At 46.3% G+C, this 21,508-nt stretch carries 21 protein-coding genes; 19 read left to right on the forward strand and 2 right to left on the reverse strand.

From position 1 onward, the window contains the following. Window positions 1-306 precede the first annotated feature (306 nt). The gene (locus O6R05_RS02555; protein WP_271191975.1) at window positions 307-1,638 is read left to right on the forward strand and encodes a uracil-xanthine permease family protein; all 1,332 of its coding nucleotides are present in this window, start codon (window positions 307-309) and stop codon (window positions 1,636-1,638) included. Window positions 1,639-2,143: 505 nt separating this feature from the next. Here the strand turns inward: O6R05_RS02555 and O6R05_RS02560 are convergent. Continuing rightward, on the reverse strand, window positions 2,144-4,525 hold the full coding sequence (locus O6R05_RS02560; RefSeq protein ID WP_271191976.1) for a transglycosylase domain-containing protein: 2,382 nt from the start codon (window positions 4,523-4,525) through the stop codon (window positions 2,144-2,146). A gap of 83 nt (window positions 4,526-4,608) precedes the next feature. Here O6R05_RS02560 and O6R05_RS02565 point away from each other — a divergent pair, with 83 nt between their 5' ends. The 14 genes from O6R05_RS02565 (at window position 4,609) to O6R05_RS02625 (ending at window position 16,080) form a co-directional block, all read left to right on the forward strand. Beyond that, entirely contained in the window at window positions 4,609-5,085 is a 477-nt protein-coding gene (locus O6R05_RS02565) for a Crp/Fnr family transcriptional regulator (RefSeq protein ID WP_271191977.1), read from the forward strand. A 40-nt stretch (window positions 5,086-5,125) separates the two neighbouring features. Next, entirely contained in the window at window positions 5,126-5,260 is a 135-nt protein-coding gene (locus O6R05_RS08295) for a helix-turn-helix domain-containing protein (protein WP_390904737.1), read from the forward strand. Between the two features lie 106 nt (window positions 5,261-5,366). Continuing rightward, entirely contained in the window at window positions 5,367-7,049 is a 1,683-nt protein-coding gene (hcp, locus tag O6R05_RS02570) for a hydroxylamine reductase (RefSeq protein WP_271192285.1), read from the forward strand. Window positions 7,050-7,053: 4 nt separating this feature from the next. After that, a complete protein-coding gene (locus tag O6R05_RS02575; protein WP_271191978.1) occupies window positions 7,054-7,209 on the forward strand; it encodes a hypothetical protein in 156 nt (51 codons plus the stop codon). Beyond that, window positions 7,206-7,769 carry a hypothetical protein gene (locus O6R05_RS02580; RefSeq protein ID WP_271191979.1) on the forward strand — a complete coding sequence of 188 codons (564 nt, stop codon included), beginning with the start codon at window positions 7,206-7,208 and terminating at the stop codon, window positions 7,767-7,769. Before O6R05_RS02575 ends, O6R05_RS02580 begins: the two co-directional genes overlap by 4 nt. Further along, window positions 7,756-8,301: a hemerythrin domain-containing protein gene (locus O6R05_RS02585; protein ID WP_271191980.1), complete on the forward strand. Its 546-nt coding sequence runs from the start codon at window positions 7,756-7,758 to the stop codon at window positions 8,299-8,301. Before O6R05_RS02580 ends, O6R05_RS02585 begins: the two co-directional genes overlap by 14 nt. A gap of 265 nt (window positions 8,302-8,566) precedes the next feature. Then, window positions 8,567-9,241 (forward strand): GNAT family N-acetyltransferase, encoded by a 675-nt coding sequence (locus tag O6R05_RS02590; protein ID WP_271191981.1) that lies wholly within the window; start codon window positions 8,567-8,569, stop codon window positions 9,239-9,241. Between the two features lie 6 nt (window positions 9,242-9,247). Then, the gene (locus O6R05_RS02595; protein ID WP_271191982.1) at window positions 9,248-9,532 is read left to right on the forward strand and encodes an ArsR/SmtB family transcription factor; all 285 of its coding nucleotides are present in this window, start codon (window positions 9,248-9,250) and stop codon (window positions 9,530-9,532) included. Window positions 9,533-9,626: 94 nt separating this feature from the next. Then, window positions 9,627-11,723: a 5'-nucleotidase C-terminal domain-containing protein gene (locus tag O6R05_RS02600; protein WP_271191983.1), complete on the forward strand. Its 2,097-nt coding sequence runs from the start codon at window positions 9,627-9,629 to the stop codon at window positions 11,721-11,723. 42 nt (window positions 11,724-11,765) lie between these two features. After that, window positions 11,766-12,560, forward strand: coding sequence for an electron transfer flavoprotein subunit beta/FixA family protein (locus tag O6R05_RS02605; RefSeq protein ID WP_271191984.1), 795 nt, complete (start codon window positions 11,766-11,768; stop codon window positions 12,558-12,560). Then, complete coding sequence (locus O6R05_RS02610) at window positions 12,557-13,534, forward strand: electron transfer flavoprotein subunit alpha/FixB family protein (RefSeq protein ID WP_271191985.1); 978 nt, start codon at window positions 12,557-12,559, stop codon at window positions 13,532-13,534. The genes O6R05_RS02605 and O6R05_RS02610 overlap by 4 nt, the downstream gene beginning before the upstream one ends. 170 nt (window positions 13,535-13,704) lie before the next feature. After that, a complete protein-coding gene (locus O6R05_RS02615) occupies window positions 13,705-14,337 on the forward strand; it encodes a copper amine oxidase N-terminal domain-containing protein (protein ID WP_271191986.1) in 633 nt (210 codons plus the stop codon). 10 nt (window positions 14,338-14,347) lie between these two features. Then, a complete protein-coding gene (locus O6R05_RS02620) occupies window positions 14,348-15,646 on the forward strand; it encodes a glycosyltransferase (protein WP_271191987.1) in 1,299 nt (432 codons plus the stop codon). Further along, window positions 15,643-16,080 (forward strand): copper amine oxidase N-terminal domain-containing protein, encoded by a 438-nt coding sequence (locus tag O6R05_RS02625; protein ID WP_271191988.1) that lies wholly within the window; start codon window positions 15,643-15,645, stop codon window positions 16,078-16,080. The genes O6R05_RS02620 and O6R05_RS02625 overlap by 4 nt, the downstream gene beginning before the upstream one ends. Window positions 16,081-16,141: 61 nt before the next feature. Here O6R05_RS02625 and tyrS read toward each other — a convergent pair whose 3' ends face one another. Then, the gene (gene tyrS / locus O6R05_RS02630) at window positions 16,142-17,383 is read right to left on the reverse strand and encodes a tyrosine--tRNA ligase (RefSeq protein ID WP_271191989.1); all 1,242 of its coding nucleotides are present in this window, start codon (window positions 17,381-17,383) and stop codon (window positions 16,142-16,144) included. A 263-nt stretch (window positions 17,384-17,646) separates the two neighbouring features. Between tyrS and O6R05_RS02635 the strand changes: the two genes are divergently transcribed. The 4 genes from O6R05_RS02635 to O6R05_RS02650 all read left to right on the forward strand — a co-directional run bounded on the left by O6R05_RS02635 (window position 17,647) and on the right by O6R05_RS02650 (window position 21,507). Next, window positions 17,647-18,645 (forward strand): glycosyltransferase family 4 protein, encoded by a 999-nt coding sequence (locus tag O6R05_RS02635; protein ID WP_271191990.1) that lies wholly within the window; start codon window positions 17,647-17,649, stop codon window positions 18,643-18,645. After that, a complete protein-coding gene (gene acpS / locus O6R05_RS02640) occupies window positions 18,632-18,976 on the forward strand; it encodes a holo-ACP synthase (protein WP_271191991.1) in 345 nt (114 codons plus the stop codon). Before O6R05_RS02635 ends, acpS begins: the two co-directional genes overlap by 14 nt. Beyond that, window positions 18,963-19,313, forward strand: coding sequence for a type II toxin-antitoxin system PemK/MazF family toxin (locus O6R05_RS02645; protein WP_271191992.1), 351 nt, complete (start codon window positions 18,963-18,965; stop codon window positions 19,311-19,313). Before acpS ends, O6R05_RS02645 begins: the two co-directional genes overlap by 14 nt. 124 nt (window positions 19,314-19,437) lie before the next feature. Beyond that, complete coding sequence (locus O6R05_RS02650; RefSeq protein WP_271191993.1) at window positions 19,438-21,507, forward strand: DUF5693 family protein; 2,070 nt, start codon at window positions 19,438-19,440, stop codon at window positions 21,505-21,507. Window position 21,508: the final 1 nt, after the last annotated feature.

Here is a 21,508-nt window from a genome sequence, read left to right on the forward strand (position 1 = left end):
ACCCATGCGAGGTTATTCAAGTACGGATTTCACAGATTATACCGTTTATGCTGAAAATTCAAACATAGTAGAGCTCGATCATGTTGCTTCATTTACTATAAATAGGAGTATAATGCTTTATTTTATAGGGATACTTATTATGCGACATACGGGCTGAGGTTTAGAGCAGAAAATATAAAATGTTAATGGAGCACAGTATTGAAATCGAGGTATCTTTTATATAGAATTAAATTAGTGCAGTGAATAATTATGCAGAATAATCATCTCTGCATCAATACATATCAAAGAAAGAAGGAAGGAAGTATCATGAATGGGGAAAATAGTAATGTAAATAATATCTATAGACTGGATGGTAGAGTTCCGGTTGTAAAAGCTATTCCATTTGGATTGCAACATGTTTTAGCAATGTTTGTAGCAAACCTTACACCGATTACAATCATTGCGGCGGCAGGAGGACTTTCCCAATCAGAAATTGCAATTTTGCTTCAAAATGCTATGCTTGTAGCTGGTATTGCAACATTAATTCAGCTATATCCGCTGTGGAAGGTTGGTTCTAAACTTCCTATTGTTATGGGAGTAAGTTTTACCTTTGTAACTGTACTTAGTACTGTTGCAGCTAATTATGGTTATCCGACAGTTATGGGTGCTGTATTAGTAGGGGGTATTTTTGAAGGCACCATTGGTTTATTTGCAAAATATTGGAGAAAAATTATATCTCCCGTTGTTGCTGCATCGGTGGTAACTGCAATTGGATTTTCATTGTTTACAGTCGGTGCAAGATCGTTTGGTGGTGGTTATACGGAAGATTTTGGTTCGGCTCAGAACCTTATCCTTGGGACTATTACATTAGTTGTTTGTCTTGTATGGAATGCATATGCTAAAGGATATTTAAAACAGTTGTCTGTACTTGCAGGTTTAATTGTTGGTTACATTGTTGCTATTGCTATGGGCAAAGTGGATCTATCTGCTATTATGGCAGGAGGGTTTGTTGCTCTTCCTAAATTATTACCGTATGCGCCGGAATTTAATATGGGGGCAATTTTCTCAGTGTGTATTATTTTCCTTGTATCAGCGGCAGAGACAATCGGAGATACAACCGCCATGGTTGCAACGGGATTAAATCGTGATATTGAAGATAAAGAAATTTCGGGGTCTCTGGCATGTGATGGCTACGCATCGACGATTTCTTCAATATTCGGGTGCCCACCGGTCACATCTTTTTCACAAAATGTTGGCCTTGTGGCCATGACAAAAGTCGTTAACCGGTTCACCATTATGACAGGCGCAATGTGCATGATTTTGGCAGGACTTCTTCCGCCAGTAGGGAACTTTTTTGCATCCCTGCCTGAGTCGGTTCTCGGAGGATGTACCATTATGATGTTTGGTACCATCCTTACTTCTGGGGTTCAGATGCTGGCAAAAGCGGGTTTTACACAGAGAAATATTACCATTGCTTCATTGTCGTTGTCAGTAGGCGTCGGATTTACTACAGCGAGTGAAATCGATCTTTGGCATATTTTCCCTGAAGTTATTCAATCTGTATTTTCTGTCAATGTAGTAGCGGTAGTATTTGTAGTGGCTATTGTATTAAATTTAATCCTTCCTAAAAACATGGAAGTTGATATTATTGAGGAATAGTATTTTAGCACCTGTCAAATAGGATAGGTGCTTTTTAACGTTTGTGCAGTCTTTAAACAAGAGAGGATCTTTAGAGATAGAATCATCTGCGGTAACGTTCTCTACTTCATCGATGCTATCTGAAGGATATCGTAGCTATTACCTCGGCTTTCATAGCCTGACATGGTAACTTTTATGCTTGTGTTGGAGAATAAAACGACATGCTAAGGCGTAGCGTGGCTTTTATGAGATGATGTGTAAAATGACGACAGATATGCTCGCTGAGGGTTTTAACGCTAAAGAAGATGTAACATCCCGTCGGTAGATCTTTCAATGGATGTCAAAAACGTCCCATATAATTTTGAATGGAGGCTTTGCCGATGATTTGCGTATTTGGCGAAAAATAGAACCAAGGCATGGGACAGTCCTATCCGTTTGTCTTTATTAGGATGAGCAGATTTGTTTAGCGGTCCGGGGCAACATAAAAGAGCTCCCTTTTCAAAGGGGAGCTCTTTTTTCGTATTGTTTATTCGTTATCATTGTTGTTGCTATTCGACTTCTTGTCATTGTCTTTCTTTTTTGCGTTATCTTTTTTGTTGTTATTAGTATTCTTGTCTTCGTCGGACTTTTTCTTTGTGGATTCGCCGTCGGACCAACCCATCTTGTTGGTAAAGTGCGGCGTCGTCCCTTTTTCAAAGTATTCGCTGCGGCCGATGGCGCGGATGTAGCGCTTCTCCACGTCTTCCGGCTGTTCGAATTCTTTACGCTCCAGGTCTTCATGGATTGGACGCATAATGTTTTTCCATAAGGTCGCTGCGGCGGAGGACATAAATGGGAGGCGTTCGTTACGGTCGTTACCAATCCAGACACTGCACAGGTAGTACGGCGTATACCCCACAAACCATGCGTCACGTTGTCTGTTGGTGGTACCGGTTTTGCCGGCTATAGGCATTCCCGGGAAGTTGGCGTTTGTCCCTGTACCGCGGCGGACTACATCTTGAAGCATATCTGTCATAATAAAGGCCTGAGCCGGCGTCATGTGCTGAGGTCCTACCGGTTTCTTTTGGTAGAGGATCTTGCCGGTCGAGGTTGCGATTTGGTTGACAAAGGTCGGCTTTTGGTAGATACCTTCGTTAGCAAGGGGGGTGTAGGCTCCGGCCATTTCCAGAGGGCTGATGCCCACAGTCATACCGCCTAAGGCGAGAGCTGATGAATTGGCATCGTTCACTTCCGGATTGTCCTCCAGACTGTAAGCTGTTGTGACACCGAGAGCCTTGAGGTTGTCAATCATCATTTGGTTGGCCTTATCCGTATCCACGGCGGTGGAATAGGTGGTGCGGGTGTGGGCGTCCAAATCGGATCCGATGTCCCGCCCGACGAGAATGGCGCCAACGTTGGAAGAACGGCGGATCAAGTCGCGAATAGTTTGCCAACCGTAGTAACCGGACACATTTTGCGGACGCCAACTGCTGGTGCCGAGGACGCGAGACGGAATCGGCTCATCCAAATAGACGTCGGCGGCTGTAGAACCGTTCATTAAGGCGGTCATGTAGACGGAGATAGGTTTGATGGACGAACCTGGCTGACGAGGTTTGACAGCACGATTAAACAGAGCGCCGCCGGCAATACCGCGGCCTCCGACAAGTGCTTTGACTTCGCCGTTGTGCGGATTCATCACGACAGAGGCGACTTGAGGCTGAGGAATACCGGCATCATCGGTACGGCTGCCGGGGAAGTAGCGGGCGTTGCTGGTGACTTCTTCCAAGTGTTTTTGCATATCGATTTGCATGGAGGAGATAATTTTAAAGCCGCCGTTATAGAGCTTGGCTTGGGCGTCTTCTTTGGAATATCCCAAACTTTGAAGAATCTCTACCGTTTCATTTTTCACTTCGTCGATAAAGTAGTTGCTCACACCTTTTTCACTTCGGCGTCCGATTTTGATGACGATGTCTTCATTGACAGCGTCGTCACGTTCGGCGGCGGTGATGTAGCCCTGCTCTGCCATGAGTCGTAAAATCAGTTCCTGACGCTTTTTAGAGTTGGGGTTGAACTCCGCTTTCATCGGAATCAAAATATTGCCTTTGATCTGAGACAGGTCAAATTGATCAATGCGGCCCAGCTCAAAAAGCTTTTCGGCATAAGCCACAGTCTCTTCTGAATTTTCACCGTTCTCGCTCAGAGGCTGGAGTACAAAAGGTACGGTTTCCAAGTCATCGTCAGCCGTGATGTAGGCGTTGTTGTAAGGGGAATACGCTCCGGGACGGTTGGTGACACCGGCAATTAAAGCTGATTCCGCCAATGTGAGATCCGACACGTCCTTGTCAAAGAATGTTTTGGCTGCAGCCTGTACGCCGACAGTTCCCTTGGAAAAACCGGCGGAATTGAGATAGGCCTCTAAGATCTGATCTTTCGATAGTTTATTTTCCAAGTTGAATGCATAGAATACGTCGGTAATTTTACGGTTGAAATCTTTGGCTGACGAAGTGTACAGATTCTTTGCAAGCTGCATGGTCAGCGTGGATGCACCTTGCTCCAGAGAGCGGTTTTTGATGTCGTAGATAATGGCTCCGGCAACACGCTGAAGGTCGAGTCCGTTATGGTCGTAGAAACGTTCGTCTTCTACGGCGATGACCGCTTTTTGCAGGTGCTTCGGAATTTTATCCAACGTCACGTACTCGGAGAATTCGTTTAAGACCAGCGACTCTACAAGTTGACCGTCGTCAGAATAGATTTTTGAGGTTTCATTAATTAAACTGCGATAATTGTTCGGGTCAATGACAGGTGCTTGCTTTAACACGGACAGCACATAGCTACCCATCAGAGAGAGTATCACAATAAGTGCTATAGCCACGATGATTAAAAGTATTTTGATTACATCGGCAAAGCTTATACCTTTACTTTGTTTCATTATAGCCTCCTTACTTGAGAATATTATAACAGATCCAAGAGCAATAATATATAATGATAACATAAAAGGAAGGGGAGGCGCTTATGGCAGATCAAAGTGAATTGTTTCAAGGGATGACGGCGGACGACGTCGCCTCGTTTTTAAAAAATGCAGGGGCAAAGCAGCTTCACTTGACCAAAGGTGATTACGTTTTTATGCAAAATGATGTACCTGAGTGCACCTTCATTTTGGAGGGAGGCAGCATTGTGGTGGAGCACAACGACGCTGCCGGTAAGCGTGCTATTGTCAATGTCTTTCGAAATCCTGGCACGGTGTTTGGCGAGGTGTATATGTATACACCTGAAGCATCCTATGACTACTCCGCCTATGCCAATGAGGATTCAACGGTACTTGCCATTCCTAAGGCGGCTTTTTCCATGGAGGGTGTAGTGTTATCGCCTGTGGCGGTGAATATGCTCCGCATTCTTGCGGCAAAGGCACTCTTTCTCAATAAAAAGCTTCTTCTCATGGCGTCCCTGTCCATTCGGGAGAAGCTGATCAAGTTTCTTCTTATCTTATAGTAATGGAGATACACTGACTCTTGAACTCACACGGGAAGACTTGGCAAGTTTTATCGGCGTCCCGCGTCCGTCCGTGTCTCGTGAACTTGCCAACATGCAACGCGAAGGACTTATTACTCTGGATAGGCAACATATTGGCTTTAATCGCATCGATTTAGAGCGCAGCATAGAATAAACAACTTTGGTAACATACGTTACAGATCAACAAAAGGGGTGTTGGTACACTGAGTACATGATATGAGTAATGACTTAACCATGTATAGGAGGATGATATGGAGACTATGTTTTGTTATCAATGTCAAGAAACTGCAGGCAATAAGGGATGTACCCAAGTAGGCGTCTGTGGTAAAAATGCCACTGTGGCCAACTTGCAGGATATGCTTATTTGGGTTACCAAGGGGTTGGCTCAGGTGTTGGTTACTTTGAGGGCTCAAGGGCGACGCTCGGATCAGACAGTGAATCGACAAGTGACGTATAATTTATTTACCACCATTACCAATGCTAACTTTGATAACGCGGCTTTTCAAAAAAACATTGTCAAGACGTTAGAGCTTAAGGCGGAACTTTTGAAAGATATAAAGGATATGTCGGAGCTTTCAGAGGCAGCGCTATACGATGAAAGAGAATTAACGCTTATCTATGATAAAGCCGTTACGGTAGGTGTATTTGACACAGAAGATGAGGATATCAGATCCCTTCGAGAGCTCACTATCTACGGGCTAAAAGGTCTTGGCGCCTATATGCAACATGCCAATGCTCTTTTGAAAGAGGATGAGGACATACATCGATTTATTCAGGAAACTTTGGTTAAAACTTTGGAGGTGCATACGCCGGATGAATGGGTGGACTTGGTTTTGGAGACCGGATCGTACGGTGTGAGAGCCATGGCTCTTTTAGACGAAGCCAACACGTCAGCTTATGGACATCCGCAGATCACTCAGGTGACTATAGGGACTCGACATAATCCAGCCATCCTCATTTCAGGTCATGACTTACGGGATATGGAAATGCTTTTAAAGCAAACGGAAGGCACCGGGGTTGATGTCTATACTCATTCAGAAATGTTGCCGGCGAATTATTACCCGGCTTTTAAAAAGTACCCCCACTTTGTCGGTAATTACGGCAATGCATGGTGGCGCCAACGCGAAGAAATTGAAAGTTTTAACGGGCCGGTTCTTTTTACCACAAATTGCATCGTACCGCCTAAGGCAAGTTATATCGACAGAATTTACACCACTGGTGCGGCAGGCTATCCTGGCTGTAAGCACCTTGGAGGAGAGATTGGTGAAGAAAAAGATTTTTCTGAGATCATTGCCCATGCGAAACGTCTCGCCGCCCCGACGGCCATTGAATCTGGTCACATTGTTGGCGGGTTTGCTCATGGACAGGTCTTTGAACTTGCCGATTCCATCGTGGAAGCGGTAAAGTCCGGCGCCATTCGCAAGTTTGTGGTCATGGCCGGATGTGACGGCAGACAGCAAGGCCGAAACTATTACACGATGTTTGCCGAAGCTCTACCCAAGGACACCGTCATTCTCACAGCAGGGTGTGCCAAGTATCGCTATAACAAATTGGATCTCGGCGACATCAACGGCATCCCTCGTGTGTTGGATGCGGGGCAGTGTAACGATGCATATTCTTTAGCGCTTATCGCACTTAAACTGAAGGACATTTTAGAGCTGAACGATATCAACGATCTTCCTATCATCTACAATATCGCATGGTATGAACAAAAAGCGGTCATCGTTCTCTTGGCGCTTTTGTCTCTGGGGATAAAGCATATTCACCTGGGACCGACGCTGCCTGCTTTTCTTTCACCGAATGTGGTGAAAGTTTTGGAAGATAACTTCGACCTTGCGTCGATTGAGACTGTGGAGGCGGACATGGCCGCGTTCTTTCCTGAAATAACAAAAACTCGAGCTGCGTCTATGATAGACATCAATTCGAGTTTTACGAATAGGTGAGCTTATGGCAAGACATCCTGAATGTATCAGTATACTTCGAGATATGAGAGTGGGCTACATTGCCTGTTCGGCTTTCCGAGAGGAGATGTTGGCAAAGGCTGTCATAGTTTACGGACTTGATATTCATGACGTTTTTCGGCGTTTGGAGGCGATGGAATGAGTGCTTTTTTAGGTTATATTCATCATCTGATGTGGGATAGAATTCAGTTCACTGAGCATCTCGTTCAGTGGTTGCTCCAAGACGGTACCCCATTGGATTTCGATCAGGTCGGGGTTATTGAAAAGGGAAACGTGTCAGAGCTCATCGATCCTGATAACATTCACACTTGGTTATCGGATCGGGTGCATCTTGCAGAACGACGACTCGAAAAGGCGGCGGCATATGTTGCAGCATCCAGCAGCCGAGAAGATCTCATTGCACGAGCGTATGATTTTGGAAAGCAGGAAGATTTTCACGGTACAAAAATAGAGGCCTATCAGCAGATAACTTCTAAATTTTTGGATGGCATGCCTTGTGACGGGGCATGCGTCTTTACAGGTAGCGATGATGAAGTCGATTTTGTCGTCAAGCGGGACGTCCATGAAGCATTTTGGAATGATGTGAGTATGTATTGGGATGTGCGCAACGCTTACATTCAAGGTTTGATTGAGCCTGCGGGTTACGTACTGATCCAACAGGACAATCACTATAGTATTGGAGATCAACATGAAATCAATTGAAGTTTTAATGACTGAACACGAAGCCATCACTGCTTTTGTCGATCGCATAGAAGTCGAATGTCTTCGTATTCTGGAGGTGCACACTGTCAATACAGCTTTTTTCAGAGCCGCCATTAGCTATATTCGAGAATACGCCGACGGCATACATCATAAAAAGGAAGAGGACATTCTCTTTCGCTATATGGAAGACACGTTGGGCACGGCGGCTCAAAAGTTGGTGCGCTCAGGTATGCTGGTGGAGCACCAGCTGGCGCGAAGCTATTGTCTCGGGATGGAGGAATATCTCAACGCCTATGAGGCAACACCGAATCGACACACCATGCTTCAGCTTTTGACTCACGCCATGAGTTACGTCAACTTACTTCGACAACACATCGAAAAAGAAAATGGTGTCGTCTATCCCTTTGCCGAAGCTCATTTAGAAGAAGTTATTCAGCAAAGAGTGGAAGACGAATCTGCAGCTTTATGTGAAAGTGAGTCGGCCTATCTGGCGAGAAAAAAAGAATTGGAAGCCGTCCTCTACGGTAAATAATGGCACCATCCTTGCAGCTAAGTCTAACTTGGCTGTTTTTTATTGTGTGAATGTCGAGTGCTAATTCAGGTTTATAAACAGTGACGAGATGTCATGTCGGGCGATTCAAATAGCAGTGTTGTTCAGCCCTTAAAGGTGAGAATATTTTTACAATAAAATTTCCAGATATTTTTAAATGATAAATATAAAAATAATGTTATTTTATTATTGTAAAAGGATATAATAAGCCTATAAAACACGATACTCTTTTAATGGAGGAAAGATATTGAACAACTTAACTCAAGACAGTTTTAATTTTCGAAAGTTAAAGCCTGAAGATGCACCGCAGCTTATTGCCTTGGTGGAAGATGTGTATTCACGCATTGATCAAAAACATATCTTTGTACGAGACGACTTGGAGTATATTGAAAAGACCCTTAAAGATGGCGGACGGGGACTCGGCGTTTACCTGGATGATGAATTGGTAGGGTTTCGTTATGTGACGATCACGCCGCGGGAGGACAGTCTGGTCGCCTATACCGATATTAAGACCGATGCAAAGCATGTGGTGAATCTGGATACCGTGCTTTTGCATGAAAAGGCAAGAGGTTTCGGCTTTCAAAATAAGTTGCGTACCATGATGTTGGAGGAGCTGATGGCGGACGGTTATCATGTGTATGCCAGCACAATTTCACCGGATAACGAGATTTCTTTTGCCAACAGCATTAACGCAGGTACACACTTGGTTGCGCTTAAACATGTCTATCCCAGTGAGCAGTTTCCTGAGGGCGTGCTTCGGTTTATCTTTTTCAGAGACTTTCAAAGGGATTTTGAGTTTACCGACGAGACGGCAGAGGCTGCGCCGGGTGAGCACGACACCATTCATGAACTTCTGGACAAAGGGTATGTCGGTGTGAGCTATAGTGATGGGAAAATTAAATTTCAAAAGAGGAGATGTTAGTTTGCTATGCTAGAGATGAAGGAATCTTTGTTGGAAGAGCGTTCGGAAATGCTCAAAGTGTTGGCTCACCCCATTCGGTTAAACCTTGTGCGATACCTCATGCACAACGGGGCACAAAATGTATCCCAACTTCAAAAGGTGCTTGACATTCCTCAACCTTCGGTGTCGTCGCACCTTGGCAAATTGAAACGCGCACATATCTTGGAAAGTCGTCGTAAAGGTACTGAAATTTTTTATGATGTGGACAGTACTTTTGTCATTGATTTAGTGGAAGTCATTTTCCACGCGTAAGAAAATACGCTGAATCAGTTCGGTATATCGCCCTTTCGGGTATACCTTAACAAGACGATCACGAACATAATCACTTACAATCAAGGAGGATTTGATGAACAAAAAATTAGCAGGGAGTATATTAGCTCTCACCTTAGCCTTAGGTAGCCATAGTGTTTTTGCCGATACGGACTCTGTTGTGACGCTCCAGGATCTGAATCTATTGGACAAGACCAATACACCGGCACAATTGGATGCAGAACTTCAACGGGACGAAGGCTTGACGATGATCTTGAAAGCTTTAGGTTACAGTCAGGAAGCTTCTCAAGGGGATGAGTATGTCAAACTCAATCCGTTTAAAGATGTGGACACTTGGTTTGCAGGCTATGGCGGTCTTGCAACCATTACCCGGATCAGTAACGGCACGGCCAGTGACGCCTTCAATCCTGACGGCGCCATGTTGAAACGGGACTTTGTCACTTTTATCCTGAGAGCTTTGGATTATCCTCAAATGGACGCCTATAACAACGCTGAAACCATTGCGAAAGACATCAAGCTCTTAGATGCTGCTGAAACTCTAGACGGTACGCTCACCAAACGGGACGGCGCTAAGTATATTGAACGTGCACTGAGCATTGAACTGAACAACGGTACCGGATGGACCCTTGGCGACTACCTTGTTTCCACGGGTGCTTTTACCAAAGCTGACGCGGCTAAGCAATCTGTGAAACTGGGACCGGTCGATGAAGAAGATATTCACATTCTTTACATGAACGACTTCCACGGCGGCATTTCTGAAGAAACAACCGGCAGTATGCGCGACATGGGTATGGAAAAAATGGTAGGTTACGTTAATGCCTTCCGGGAAAAGAACAAGAACACCATTGTCTTAAACGGCGGGGACTCCTATCAAGGTACCAGTGATTCCAATTTGACCAAGGGTATCCCGGTATCTGCCATGATCAAAGCCATGGACACCAAGGCTTCTGCTGTGGGTAACCATGACTTCGACTGGGGCATCGGTGAAGTGGACAAATGGGAAAAGGACGGCAACATGGAATTTTTGGCCGCCAACATTGTCGACAAGACCACCGGCGAACCGGTAAGTTGGGCAAAACCTTATGATGTCTACACTGTTGCAGGCCAACGCATCGGCGTCATCGGGCTGGCACATCCTAACACCACAACGCTCACGAAAAGAGAAAATGTAAAAGACCTTGAATTTACGGACTCGGCTGAAGCGGCTCAAAAATATGCCGATATGCTTCGATCTGAAGACTTTGAAGGCGGCCCTGTTGATGCGGTAGTGCTTCTTACACACTTGGATTCGGCACAGGATAAAGATGGTACTATTACCGGCACGGCAGCTGATGTTGCGAAAAAAATCAAAGGTGTGGATCTCATCCTCTCTTCTCACTCACATCAATCTGTCAGTGGTGAAGTGAACGGCATCGATATACTCCAAGCTTACTACACCGGCCGTGCAGTCGGCGTTGTCACACTGGATATTGAAGACGGTAAATTGGAATCTGTGCACACCGATCTCTATTATGGTGAAGATATCAAAGATAAGCTGACGAAAGATCCTGCGATGACTAAAGTCTATACTGAATTGCAAGACGAGCTCCAACCGATCAAAGGCGAACAACTTGGCGAAGCTGCCGGTGAGTTTACTCACGATCGCGACGCCAAAGGTTCCGTATCTCTTTTAGGTCGTTGGACGACGGATGTCATGCGCAAAGCAACGAACGCTCAAATCGCCATTACCAACGGCGGCGGACTTCGACGCACCTTAGATGCTGGCACCATCACTATGGGTGATTTGTATGAGATTATGCCGTTTGACAACTATCTGGTTGCCATGGATTTGTCCGGGGCGGATGTACGAAAAGCCATCGACCACGGTATTCTGATGCCGGAAACGACAGATGGGGCTTTCATCGGTGTGAATGTGGAATATGACAGCACCAAACCGTTTGAACAGCGCATTACCAAAATTACACTTGAAGACGGTACGGAAATCAAGGATAATGACATGTATCGTGTGGTTATCAACGACTTTATGTACACAGGCGGTGACGGATACGATTTTTCCAACGCTCAAAATGTCGATGAAACCTATATCCCTATTCGGGACATGATGGTAGATGCGATTAAAGAGGCAAAGACCATTACGCCGCAACCAATTGACTATATCAAAGCTGTAAAATAAAACCAAATGCGGGTTGTGGCCCGCATTTTTTAAGGAGGAAGCATGAACTATCTGGTACTGATGAAACAAGTGCCTAAATTTTCCAAAGTGCGTCTTGATCCTGAGACGCACAATCTCATTCGAGAAGGCCTGCAAGTTATTGTCAATCCAAGTGATTTAAACGCATTGGAGCTGGCAATTCAAGTAAAGAAAGACAACGGCGGTAAGATTACGGTCCTTACCATGGGGCCTGATGTGGCGGCAGAAATGGTTCAGGAAGCCATTGCTCGCGGTGCTGACGACGGTTATGTCCTCTCAAGCCTTGCCTTTAGAGGTTCCGACACCTTGGCAACCTCATACGCGTTGTCTAAAGCCATTGAATCCATTGGCACTTTCGACATGGTTTTTTGCGGCACCAATACTTTGGATGGCGACACGGCTCAAGTGGGGCCGGAAGTAGCTGAGCATTTGGGTCTCAACCAATGTACCTACGTGAAGAGTCTCAGTGTAAAAGATGGTCAGATCACTGCTTTGCGCGCTTTGGAAGGCCGAATTGAAAAGCAGAAGCTGCCCACACCGGCACTGTTAACTGTTATGCGCAATGACGACGAAGTCGGCAAGATTTCCAAAGATAAGGTGAACAGTGTGCCTGCCTCAAAAGTGACCATTATCTCAGACAAGGATATTGATGCCGCAGCGGATCGTCTCGGAGCTGCCGGCTCACCAACCATTGTCAATGAAGTCTTTGATACGGAGCGTCGTGCCACAGGTACACATCTGGAAGGCAGTGTGGACAAACAAGTGGAAGAGCTCGTCGCTATTTTACAACGTGAACACATTCTTGGGAGGGACGCATGAAAAATATTTTAGCTGTAATGGAAGTTACTGATAAAGTCACGCCGCTTTCCCTTCAAATTTTATCCCGAGCTCGGGAGATTGCCGATGAACTGGACGGCAGACTGGATGCCTGCCTCATTGGCAGTGACGTCGCAAAATTTGCAGATGAGCTCATCGCTCACGGCGCCGACAGAGTGCTCGTGGCGGAAAATCCTCGTCTCAAAGATTATCTCACCCTCAGCTATACCAAAGTCTTTGAAGCTGTGGTAGAGGCGTCGGATCCTTTTGGCATTATGATGCCTGCTACTCACAATCTGCGCGATATGGGCGGGCGTTATGCTGCACGTAAGAAAATCGGTCTGGTTGCCGAATGTGTGGCAGTGGAGCTCAATGATACCAAAGATGATATCAAGTGGATTCGCCCGACTTTCGATGGACAACTCTTCTCTGATGTACGCTCTCAATCCATTCCAAAGATGGGAACCGTGGCGGAAGATGTCTATGAGATCAATGAAGCGGACGCCAATCGCAAAGGCGAGGTGGTCAAGGTCGATGTGACACTGACCGACGCAGAATGCTTAACTGAAATTCTGGGTTCAGTAAAAGCCAATACCGCCAACTCCACACTGGAAGATGCCCGTGTGATCGTGGCAGGTGGGCTGGGTCTTAAAGAACCGAAGCATTGGCACCTCATCACTGAGCTTGCCGACGCTCTCGGTGCTCAAACCACAGGCACTAAGCCGATTTCTGATCAACTTTGGATTCCACAGGATCGCTATGTCGGGATGAGCGGTCGAAAGGTTCATCCTAAAGTCTATATTGCCATTGGGATTTCAGGCTCCGCGCAGCACATCCAAGGCATGAAAAATTCTGACATCATCATTGCTATCAATAACGATCCGACGGCCAATATCTTTGATATTGCTCACTACGGTATCGTGGGCGACCTCTTTGAGGTGGTACCGAAACTGACTGAAGCGATTAAAAACTTATAACGACTAAAAAATGGATTTGAAAAAATCCATTTTTTTTATGGTGCGGCTAAACGTTACAAATTATAAGAAAAAGTTAAGAATACGCCCGAAACGGTCTCTATTCATTAACTGTGATATAATGAAAAAAACTGAAACTCAATTTTAAATGTCAATTCAAAAGTGAGGTAACTATGAAATTAAAACAATGGATGGCAGTGACGACCTGTGCCCTCAGTCTCATGCCAAGCTTTGTCAGTGCTGTGGGCCAACTTCCTGAGACTGCATCGAAACGGGCTGTTGAAATCACCATCAACGGCGCCCTAAAAACAATTCCTGAGGTGATGGGAGACGGCTATATTGACGCCGAGACCAATAGAGTTATGGTGCCGGTGCGTTATATTTCTGAAGAGTTGGGTTGTATTGTGAACTTTATGCCGGCAACAGACAGCCAAAAGGCAGGTTTTCTGGTAGGGTTTAAAGGCACGATTATTCGCATGACCATCGGTGAAGACCACGCCACTATTTCTAAAGATAACCATGAAGAAGTCGTGCCGCTGGATGCTCCGGCAGTCCTCTATGACAGCCGAAGCTACGTGCCGCTGCGCTTTATTTCCGAGGCTATGGGCCTTGACGTGGCATGGAACGGTGACGGCGATGCAGGTAAGGTGAGCATCACCGGCCAAATGGAACTGAAAAAGGAAGGACAACAAGAAGCTCAGCCACAGACAACATCTGTGGCACCAATCCCTGCCGGGGACGTTTATACATCGAATGAACAAGCTGCGCGTGACGAAGTCAATCGGCTGATTGACCTTTATAAATAGGACGGCAGTGATGAAAGTTCTCATTGCGTCGGATGTGTATGCACCTCAGATTAATGGTGTTGTGACCTCGATTCTGAACTTGAAGGGAGAACTTGAAAAGCAGGGCGTAGAAGTGAGGATTCTCACTTTATCGGGGACACGTCATTCTTATTACGAGGACGGGGTGTATTATGTCTCCAGTTTTCCGATCAAAATTTATCCGGACATTCGAGCTTCTCTGTCCATGGCAGACCCCATTATCTTAAAGGTTGTCGCGTGGAAGCCGGATATCATTCACACGCAAAACGAATTTTCAACATTCAATTTTGCGAAAGTTGTCGCTATGGCAGCCAAGTGCCCCATCGTGCACACCTACCACACGCTGTATGAGCACTATCTTCGCTACATCACCCGCCACGAGCGAGCGGGGCGAAAATTTTTGCGTACATTTTTAAGACAGAGCCTGCGCTCCTGCGCTCGAGTGATCGCCCCTACGGAAAAGACCAAGCGTGCTCTTTGCGGTGCCGGGATTGACGCGGAGGTGACAGTCTTGCCTACGGGGATTGATCTGAGCAAGTTCGAGACTCGGTATGGGGTGGATGAACTGGCGGCTTTAAAAAGGGAACTTGGTATTTGCGAAGATGATTTTATTTTTCTCTTTGTGGGGCGTGTTGCCGAGGAGAAAAACTTGGATGAGACCATTTCCGACTTTTTGCGGTTCAATGATGAGCATCCTCACACGACCTATCTTATTGTAGGGGGCGGGCCATACTTAAAGACTTTGAAAAGTCGGTTCCATCATCCGAAAATTCACTTTACCGGGATGATTGCCCCCGATGATGTGGGCAAGTATTATCAGTTGGGGGACGTCTTTTTTTGCGCGTCGGAGAGTGAAACACAAGGTTTAACCTTTATTGAAGCTTTGGCCAACGGTCTGCCGCTGTTGTGTCGTCGGGATGATTGTCTGGACGGTCTTTTGGTGCCGGGAGAGACTGGATTTTTTTTCAAGGATTACACCACCTTTGTTCACGGTGCACAGCGCCTGATGCAAGAAGATCGACATGATCTCTTCAGTGAACAGGCCAGAAAAAAAGCTGAAGCTTATTCGAAAGAGACTTTTGGGCGCACTGTGCTCGCCCTATATAAAGACGTGCTGAGTCACTACACGTATGTACCGCTTCCAGTGCGGCCGATTCGAACCGTGAAGCGTGTGGTGCATGAGTATGCGTTGGAACCTTTGGACACATCGTTACAACGCCTTCCGAGAAAGACAAGATATTACAGTCAAAGGCTCAAGAAAAAAGTACTGTGGAAGCGAGGTAAGAAATGAAATCATGGCTCTTGTTATTAGCGCTGTTTGTCACCACGCCGGTTTTCGCACAGAGTGCGGAGCCGGTGGCGGTGTTGTCCATTGATGTTCCCGGAGATAAAGCTTTTATCGATGCACAAACTTCCTTGTCCATGGTGCCGGTGCGCTACATCTGCGAAAGTCTTGGTGCAAAAGTGCTTTATTTAGAAGGTACGGCAGACCGTCTTCCGGGTTTTACCATCACTACGGCGGAGGTGGACCTCAGAATGTTTGAGACCTCGTCTCGAGCGTATGTCAATCATGCAGGTTCTCTTGAGAGTGTGCAGATGGGGGCACCTGTGGTGAATATTGAAGGTACCAACTATGTACCGCTGCGTTACTTAGCGGAAACGCTGGGTTATGACGTGGCGTGGCAACCCACAGACCATGGCGGTACCGTCACACTTAGTCATTAAAAAGAAAAGACCTCAACCGGTAGTCGGTTGGGGTCTTTTTATATGATATGAGTTGGTAAGATTAGATTAAACGGATTTGGTGGTAAATCTTTTTGCCCTTTTTAATCATCAGGGTGTTATCGTTAAGGAAGTTCTCCACGGTGATAACAGCTTGGGGGTCAGTGACCTTGGCATCGTTAATGGCAATACCGTTTTGAGTGACCAGACGGCGCGCTTCGGAATTGGAGGCGGCAAGACCTGTGTCGTGAAGCAAGTTTAAAAGACCGATGCCGGCTTCAAAGTCGGTGCGTTGGTATTCGCTAAACGGTACGTTGCTAAGATCCGCACCGCCTGCGAAGAGGGCTTTTGCTGCGGCACGTGCGCCGTCGGCTTCATCGCTGCCGTGAATGTCTTTTACCACTTCATAGGCGAGAAGGTCTTTCAGTTCGTTGAGTTTGGCACCTTCATAGCTTTCGTAGCTTGTAATCTCTTCAAGAGGCAGCATAGTCAAAAGCTTTAAGAATTTAATGACATCCCTGTCGTCGCAGTTTCTGAGGTATTGATACATCTCATAAGGGGATGTCTTGTCTTTGTCAAGCCAAATGGCGCCGCTCATAGTCTTACCCATCTTTACGCCGTTAGCCGTGGTGAGAAGTTTGAAGGTCATAGAGTAGACTTTGTCTTGCTCCAGCTTGCGAACCAGTTCATAGCCGCCGATCATGTTGGACCACTGATCGGATCCGCCCAGCTGCAACTTGCAGTTGTGGATGCGATACAGGTGCAGAAAATCGTAGCTTTGCATGAGCATATAGCCGAATTCAAAGAAACTCAGGCCACGTTCCATGCGATTTTTATAGGCGTCGAAGGTGAGCATACGGTTGACACTGAAGTGCACGCCCACTTCTCGCATAAAGTTTAGAAAGTTGAGATCCAACAGCCAGTCGGCGTTGTTTTCAAAAATGGCTGCCTTGGCGGAATGGTCGCCGTCAAAGTCCAAGAGGGTGGCGAGTTGGCGTTTAAAACAGTCGGCGTTGTGGTCGACCACGTCGCGAGTCAGAAGTTGACGCATGTCGCTGCGCCCGGAAGGATCGCCGATCATCGTGGTGCCGCCGCCGAGCAGTGCGATCGGTTGATGACCGTGTTGCTGCATATGCTGCATCACACGGATTTGTAAAAAGTGACCTAAGGTCAGGGAATCAGCTGTGGCGTCAAAGCCGATATAAAAGGGCACACTTTCTGTGCCAAGCAGCTCTCGAAGCTCCTCGGGGTAGGTTGCCTGGTCAATAAATCCGCGGGCTTCTAACACGTCATATACATTGTTCATAGTAACCTCCTAAAATTTGCAATAAAAAACCACGATGCAAAAGGACGCATTCGTGGTACCACCTTTTTTCGCTCGTAGCCTCAATTCTGTTTAAGCACAGATGCCTAGGACTCCGGTAATGTAATTCGGCCGAAGCTTACTGTTTACGTTCCGTCCTGTATACTTATTATGATCAATACTATCGTGATTTCAATGTTTTGTCAAACTTTATTTTTTTAATCAACTTATGACGGAACTTATGGTACTATGTAGTTGGAGGCATAATGAAGATATTACTATATAAAGAAGACTACGAGTTAGTGAAAGACTCCGGCGTGGGCAAGGCTATTGTCCATCAGGAGCGAGCCCTTCAAGCCGCAGGTGTGCATTACACGACGGATGTTCATGACACTTTTGACTTGGTACATATCAATACGGTGTTGCCTAAGACCAAGGCCTTCGTAAGACGCATTAAATCTCAAGTGCCTGTTGTCATTCATGCGCACTCCACGATGGAAGACTTTAAGGATTCATTTATGTTTTCCAATCAGGTTGCACCGTTGTTTAAACACTGGCTTATCCATCACTATAATCAAGCCGATCGTCTTATTACGCCCACCAACTACGCCAAGTCTATTTTGGAAAGCTATAAGCTGAGGCCTAAAATCACGGTGGTCTCCAACGGTATCGACCTAAATTTTTGGAAGACGCAGGAAGGGGATCGGGAAAAATTTGATGCGATATATCATACCGCAGGGAAAAAAGTAGTGATTTCGGTAGGACTCTACATAAAACGCAAAGGTATTTTAGATTTTGTCAACATGGCGAAAGCCTTTCCTGATGTTGAGTTTATCTGGTTTGGCTATACCAACCCCAATCTGCTGCCGCCGGATATAAAACAGGCAGTACAAACTCAGCTTGCAAACCTTCAATTTCCCGGCTATGTCTCCAGCGAGGATTTGCGACTGGCCTACAGCAGTTGTGATCTCTACGTCTTTCCCACTTATGAAGAGACGGAGGGCATTGTGCTTCTCGAAGCGTTGGCAACCGATGCTCGGGTGCTGCTTCGGGATATTCCCATCTACCGGGAACTGCAGGACGGAGTTCATGTGTATAAGGCAAAGGACGCTCAGGCTTTTCATGACAAACTGGCCGCTTTTTTAGCAGGCAAACTCCCTCCGACCGAGTATGCAGGTCATGAACTGGTGGCGGATAAGAGTATTGAAGCGGTAGGCGCACAACTAAAAACCATTTATCAAGAGGTTTTAGATGATTGGCATTGATCTGGTATACATCCCTCGGATTACACGGCTGATGACACGCTATGGCGAGCGATTCTTGAAAAGATGGTTTACGGGCGGGGAGATTGATTACATTGTATCGAAAGCTTACAGCCCAAAGACCGTCGCAGGAATTTTCGCCTCCAAAGAAGCTGTAGCAAAAGCTCGGGGGACCGGCATTGGAGAGGTGGGTTTTCGGGATATTGAAGTCTTTCACAACCCTCTACACGCACGAAGCTGCGGCGAAATCTATCAGCTGTCCATTTCCCATGACGGCGATTATGCTGTAGCAGTAGCATTACATATCAAAGAGGAAACCTATGAACATCGTTAAACGTGGCGACATATTTTATGCCGATCTCTCACCGGTCATCGGATCGGAGCAGGGCGGTGTGCGTCCCGTGGTGGTGTTGCAAAACGATATAGGCAACAAATATTCACCTACGACTATTATTGCAGCGATCACCTCACAACTTAACAAGGCCAAATTGCCTACCCATGTCAACGTGGACGCTAAAGGGGTGCCTCTGCCTAAAAATTCCGTCATTCTTTTAGAGCAGATTCGCACCATTGATAAGAAACGCCTGCGGGAGAAGATTGGCAAATTCAACGACAAAGTCATGGATGACATCGACAAAGCGATTAAAGTGAGCTTACATATTGTAGATTAACTGCACAATAATTTCAAAAACCTTAGCAGGTCGTGAGATTTATTTTCTCTGTGATCAGCTAAGGTTTTTGTCAAATATAGCTCTATCAAGTATAATAGTACTGAATTTAACAAGAGGAGATACTATGAACAAGTCTATGAAAACCACAGTCCTTGTGGCCTTTATGGCACTGGGACTGCTGTGTACCTTTTATTTTGTCCTGGGTCGCTACAGAGCGGAAGTTCAGTATAAAGGCTATGATGTGGTGGCTGATTACAACCAGTTTTTGACGCTGGCGTATGAAGATGGCACCGATCCTTTGGACTATTTTAAAGCACTGAAAGAGGCAGGCGTCACCAAGATTGCCATGGTGGAAACAACGATTGACACCATGCGTGCGTTGCCCGGTTCTGATCTTCATACAGAGCTTGTGGGCAGAGATCTTCGCATCACCGGTTCGAAAGCGGAACTGGACTTTATTGAAGAAGGTCTTCAAACACTTAAAGACGCACGGACTATGGATCGGCAAAGTCAGGGCGTTTTGGTTGTAGAGGGACGTCCGCAAGACGTGGTGACTCATCGGGTCGGCGCTTTTGATTTGGATCAAAATCGAGTGGGAGACTTCGGCACACGCTCCTCCGTACTGGAGTATATCGGACTGGGATTTGATGCAGCGCAAATTCAAGCGGTGCAGGATGCAGGCCTGGATGTGGTGCTGCGTCCGTCTTTCTATGCCCGGATGCAGGATCCTGTCACGACGATGACGCGTTTTATGGATGCGGTCAAGACCTATAATCCGAACCAAAGCTGGGTTATCTTTGCGGGCAATGATTTTTACAGCAACCGTTCCGGAGACGATGCGCAGATGATTGAAAAAACATTCAGCGACTTTCTGGCGGATAACCATATGGCCATGGGACTTATTGAAGCCTCCAATCAGCGAGGTCATATGGAACTTCGCGGATCTGCCGGTTTTATGCGACAAGACGCTGTGCGTAAAATTCGTGCCTTTACCACATGGGACTATCTGCAAAACAAATTTGATTACGGCATTCCTATGCATCACAACGGAGAAGAGCTCACTAATGTCTACTATCGTGCTATCTCCGAGCGCAATATAGCTGTTGTCTTTTTGGCGCCGTACTCCAAAGACAATACCGTTATCACCAATACTGAAAGTTACGGCAGTGTTCTGCACACTTTGAGCGATCGCCTGGGAGATAAAGGTTATATCTCGGGGGATGTGGTTCCCATCGGGACATGGAGTCCAAACGGGATTGCCAAAGTGCCGGTGGCTCTTGGTGTGGTAGCGGCAGGCATTCTGCTTTTAAATCTTATTATCACACTACCTATGGTGGTCAATGGCCTCATCGCCCTTGCCGGCATCGGGCTCACTTTTATCTTTTTCGTTTTAGGTAAGATGACAAGTCTTGGAAATCTGGCGTTTAATCTGGCGGCTATCACTGTCTATGCCTCCCTTGCCGTGGCCTTTGTGCTCAAGTGCTACCGCTGGATTAAGAGTGGAGACCGGTCGCTTATCTATATCTATCTTCGAGGCATGCTCATCCTTCTTGGCGCTATTGCCATCACGATGATAGGGGCGCTTAGTGAAGTTGCTTTTTTAAGCGGAACTGACTATTTGATGGAGCTTTCGGAGTTTCGAGGAGTTAAGCTTTCTCAAATCTTGCCTATTGGCTTTGCCGCTGTGCTCTATATGTCGTATGTGGGTTTTGGACGCACCGATAAAAAACGTGGTCTGCGAACAGGGGAAATTCAAGGCGTTCTCAATCAGGATGTGAAGTTCTGGCATGCAGGGCTTGCCATGGTGATGCTGGTTATGGTGGGGATACTTCTACTTCGTGGGGGCAATACCAACACGGAAGTACCGGCCTTTGAACTGCTATCCCGAAACCTGATGGAAATGTATTTGCCTGTGCGGCCGCGCACCAAAGCTATTCTTATCGGCTTTCCTGCCGTGGTAGCTTTCATTTATATGGGTTACCGCCGACGGTTTGAACTCTTCAGTTTCCCAGCTATTCTTGCCGTTGCCATCGGTATGGCTGATATTGTGAATACTTTCTCTCACATTCGTACGCCGGTGCTCATGTCCTTTGGGCGCATTGGTGTGGAATATGTGGTGAGTGCTGTGGTGAGCCTTATCGTCATCGTGATTTTGGAACTCTTGCGAAAGGGGTACGACGCTTATTTTGCCTAAT

This window comes from Peptoniphilus equinus, from assembly GCF_027921445.1.
In the GTDB taxonomy this organism is placed as follows: domain Bacteria; phylum Bacillota; class Clostridia; order Tissierellales; family Peptoniphilaceae; genus Peptoniphilus; species Peptoniphilus equinus.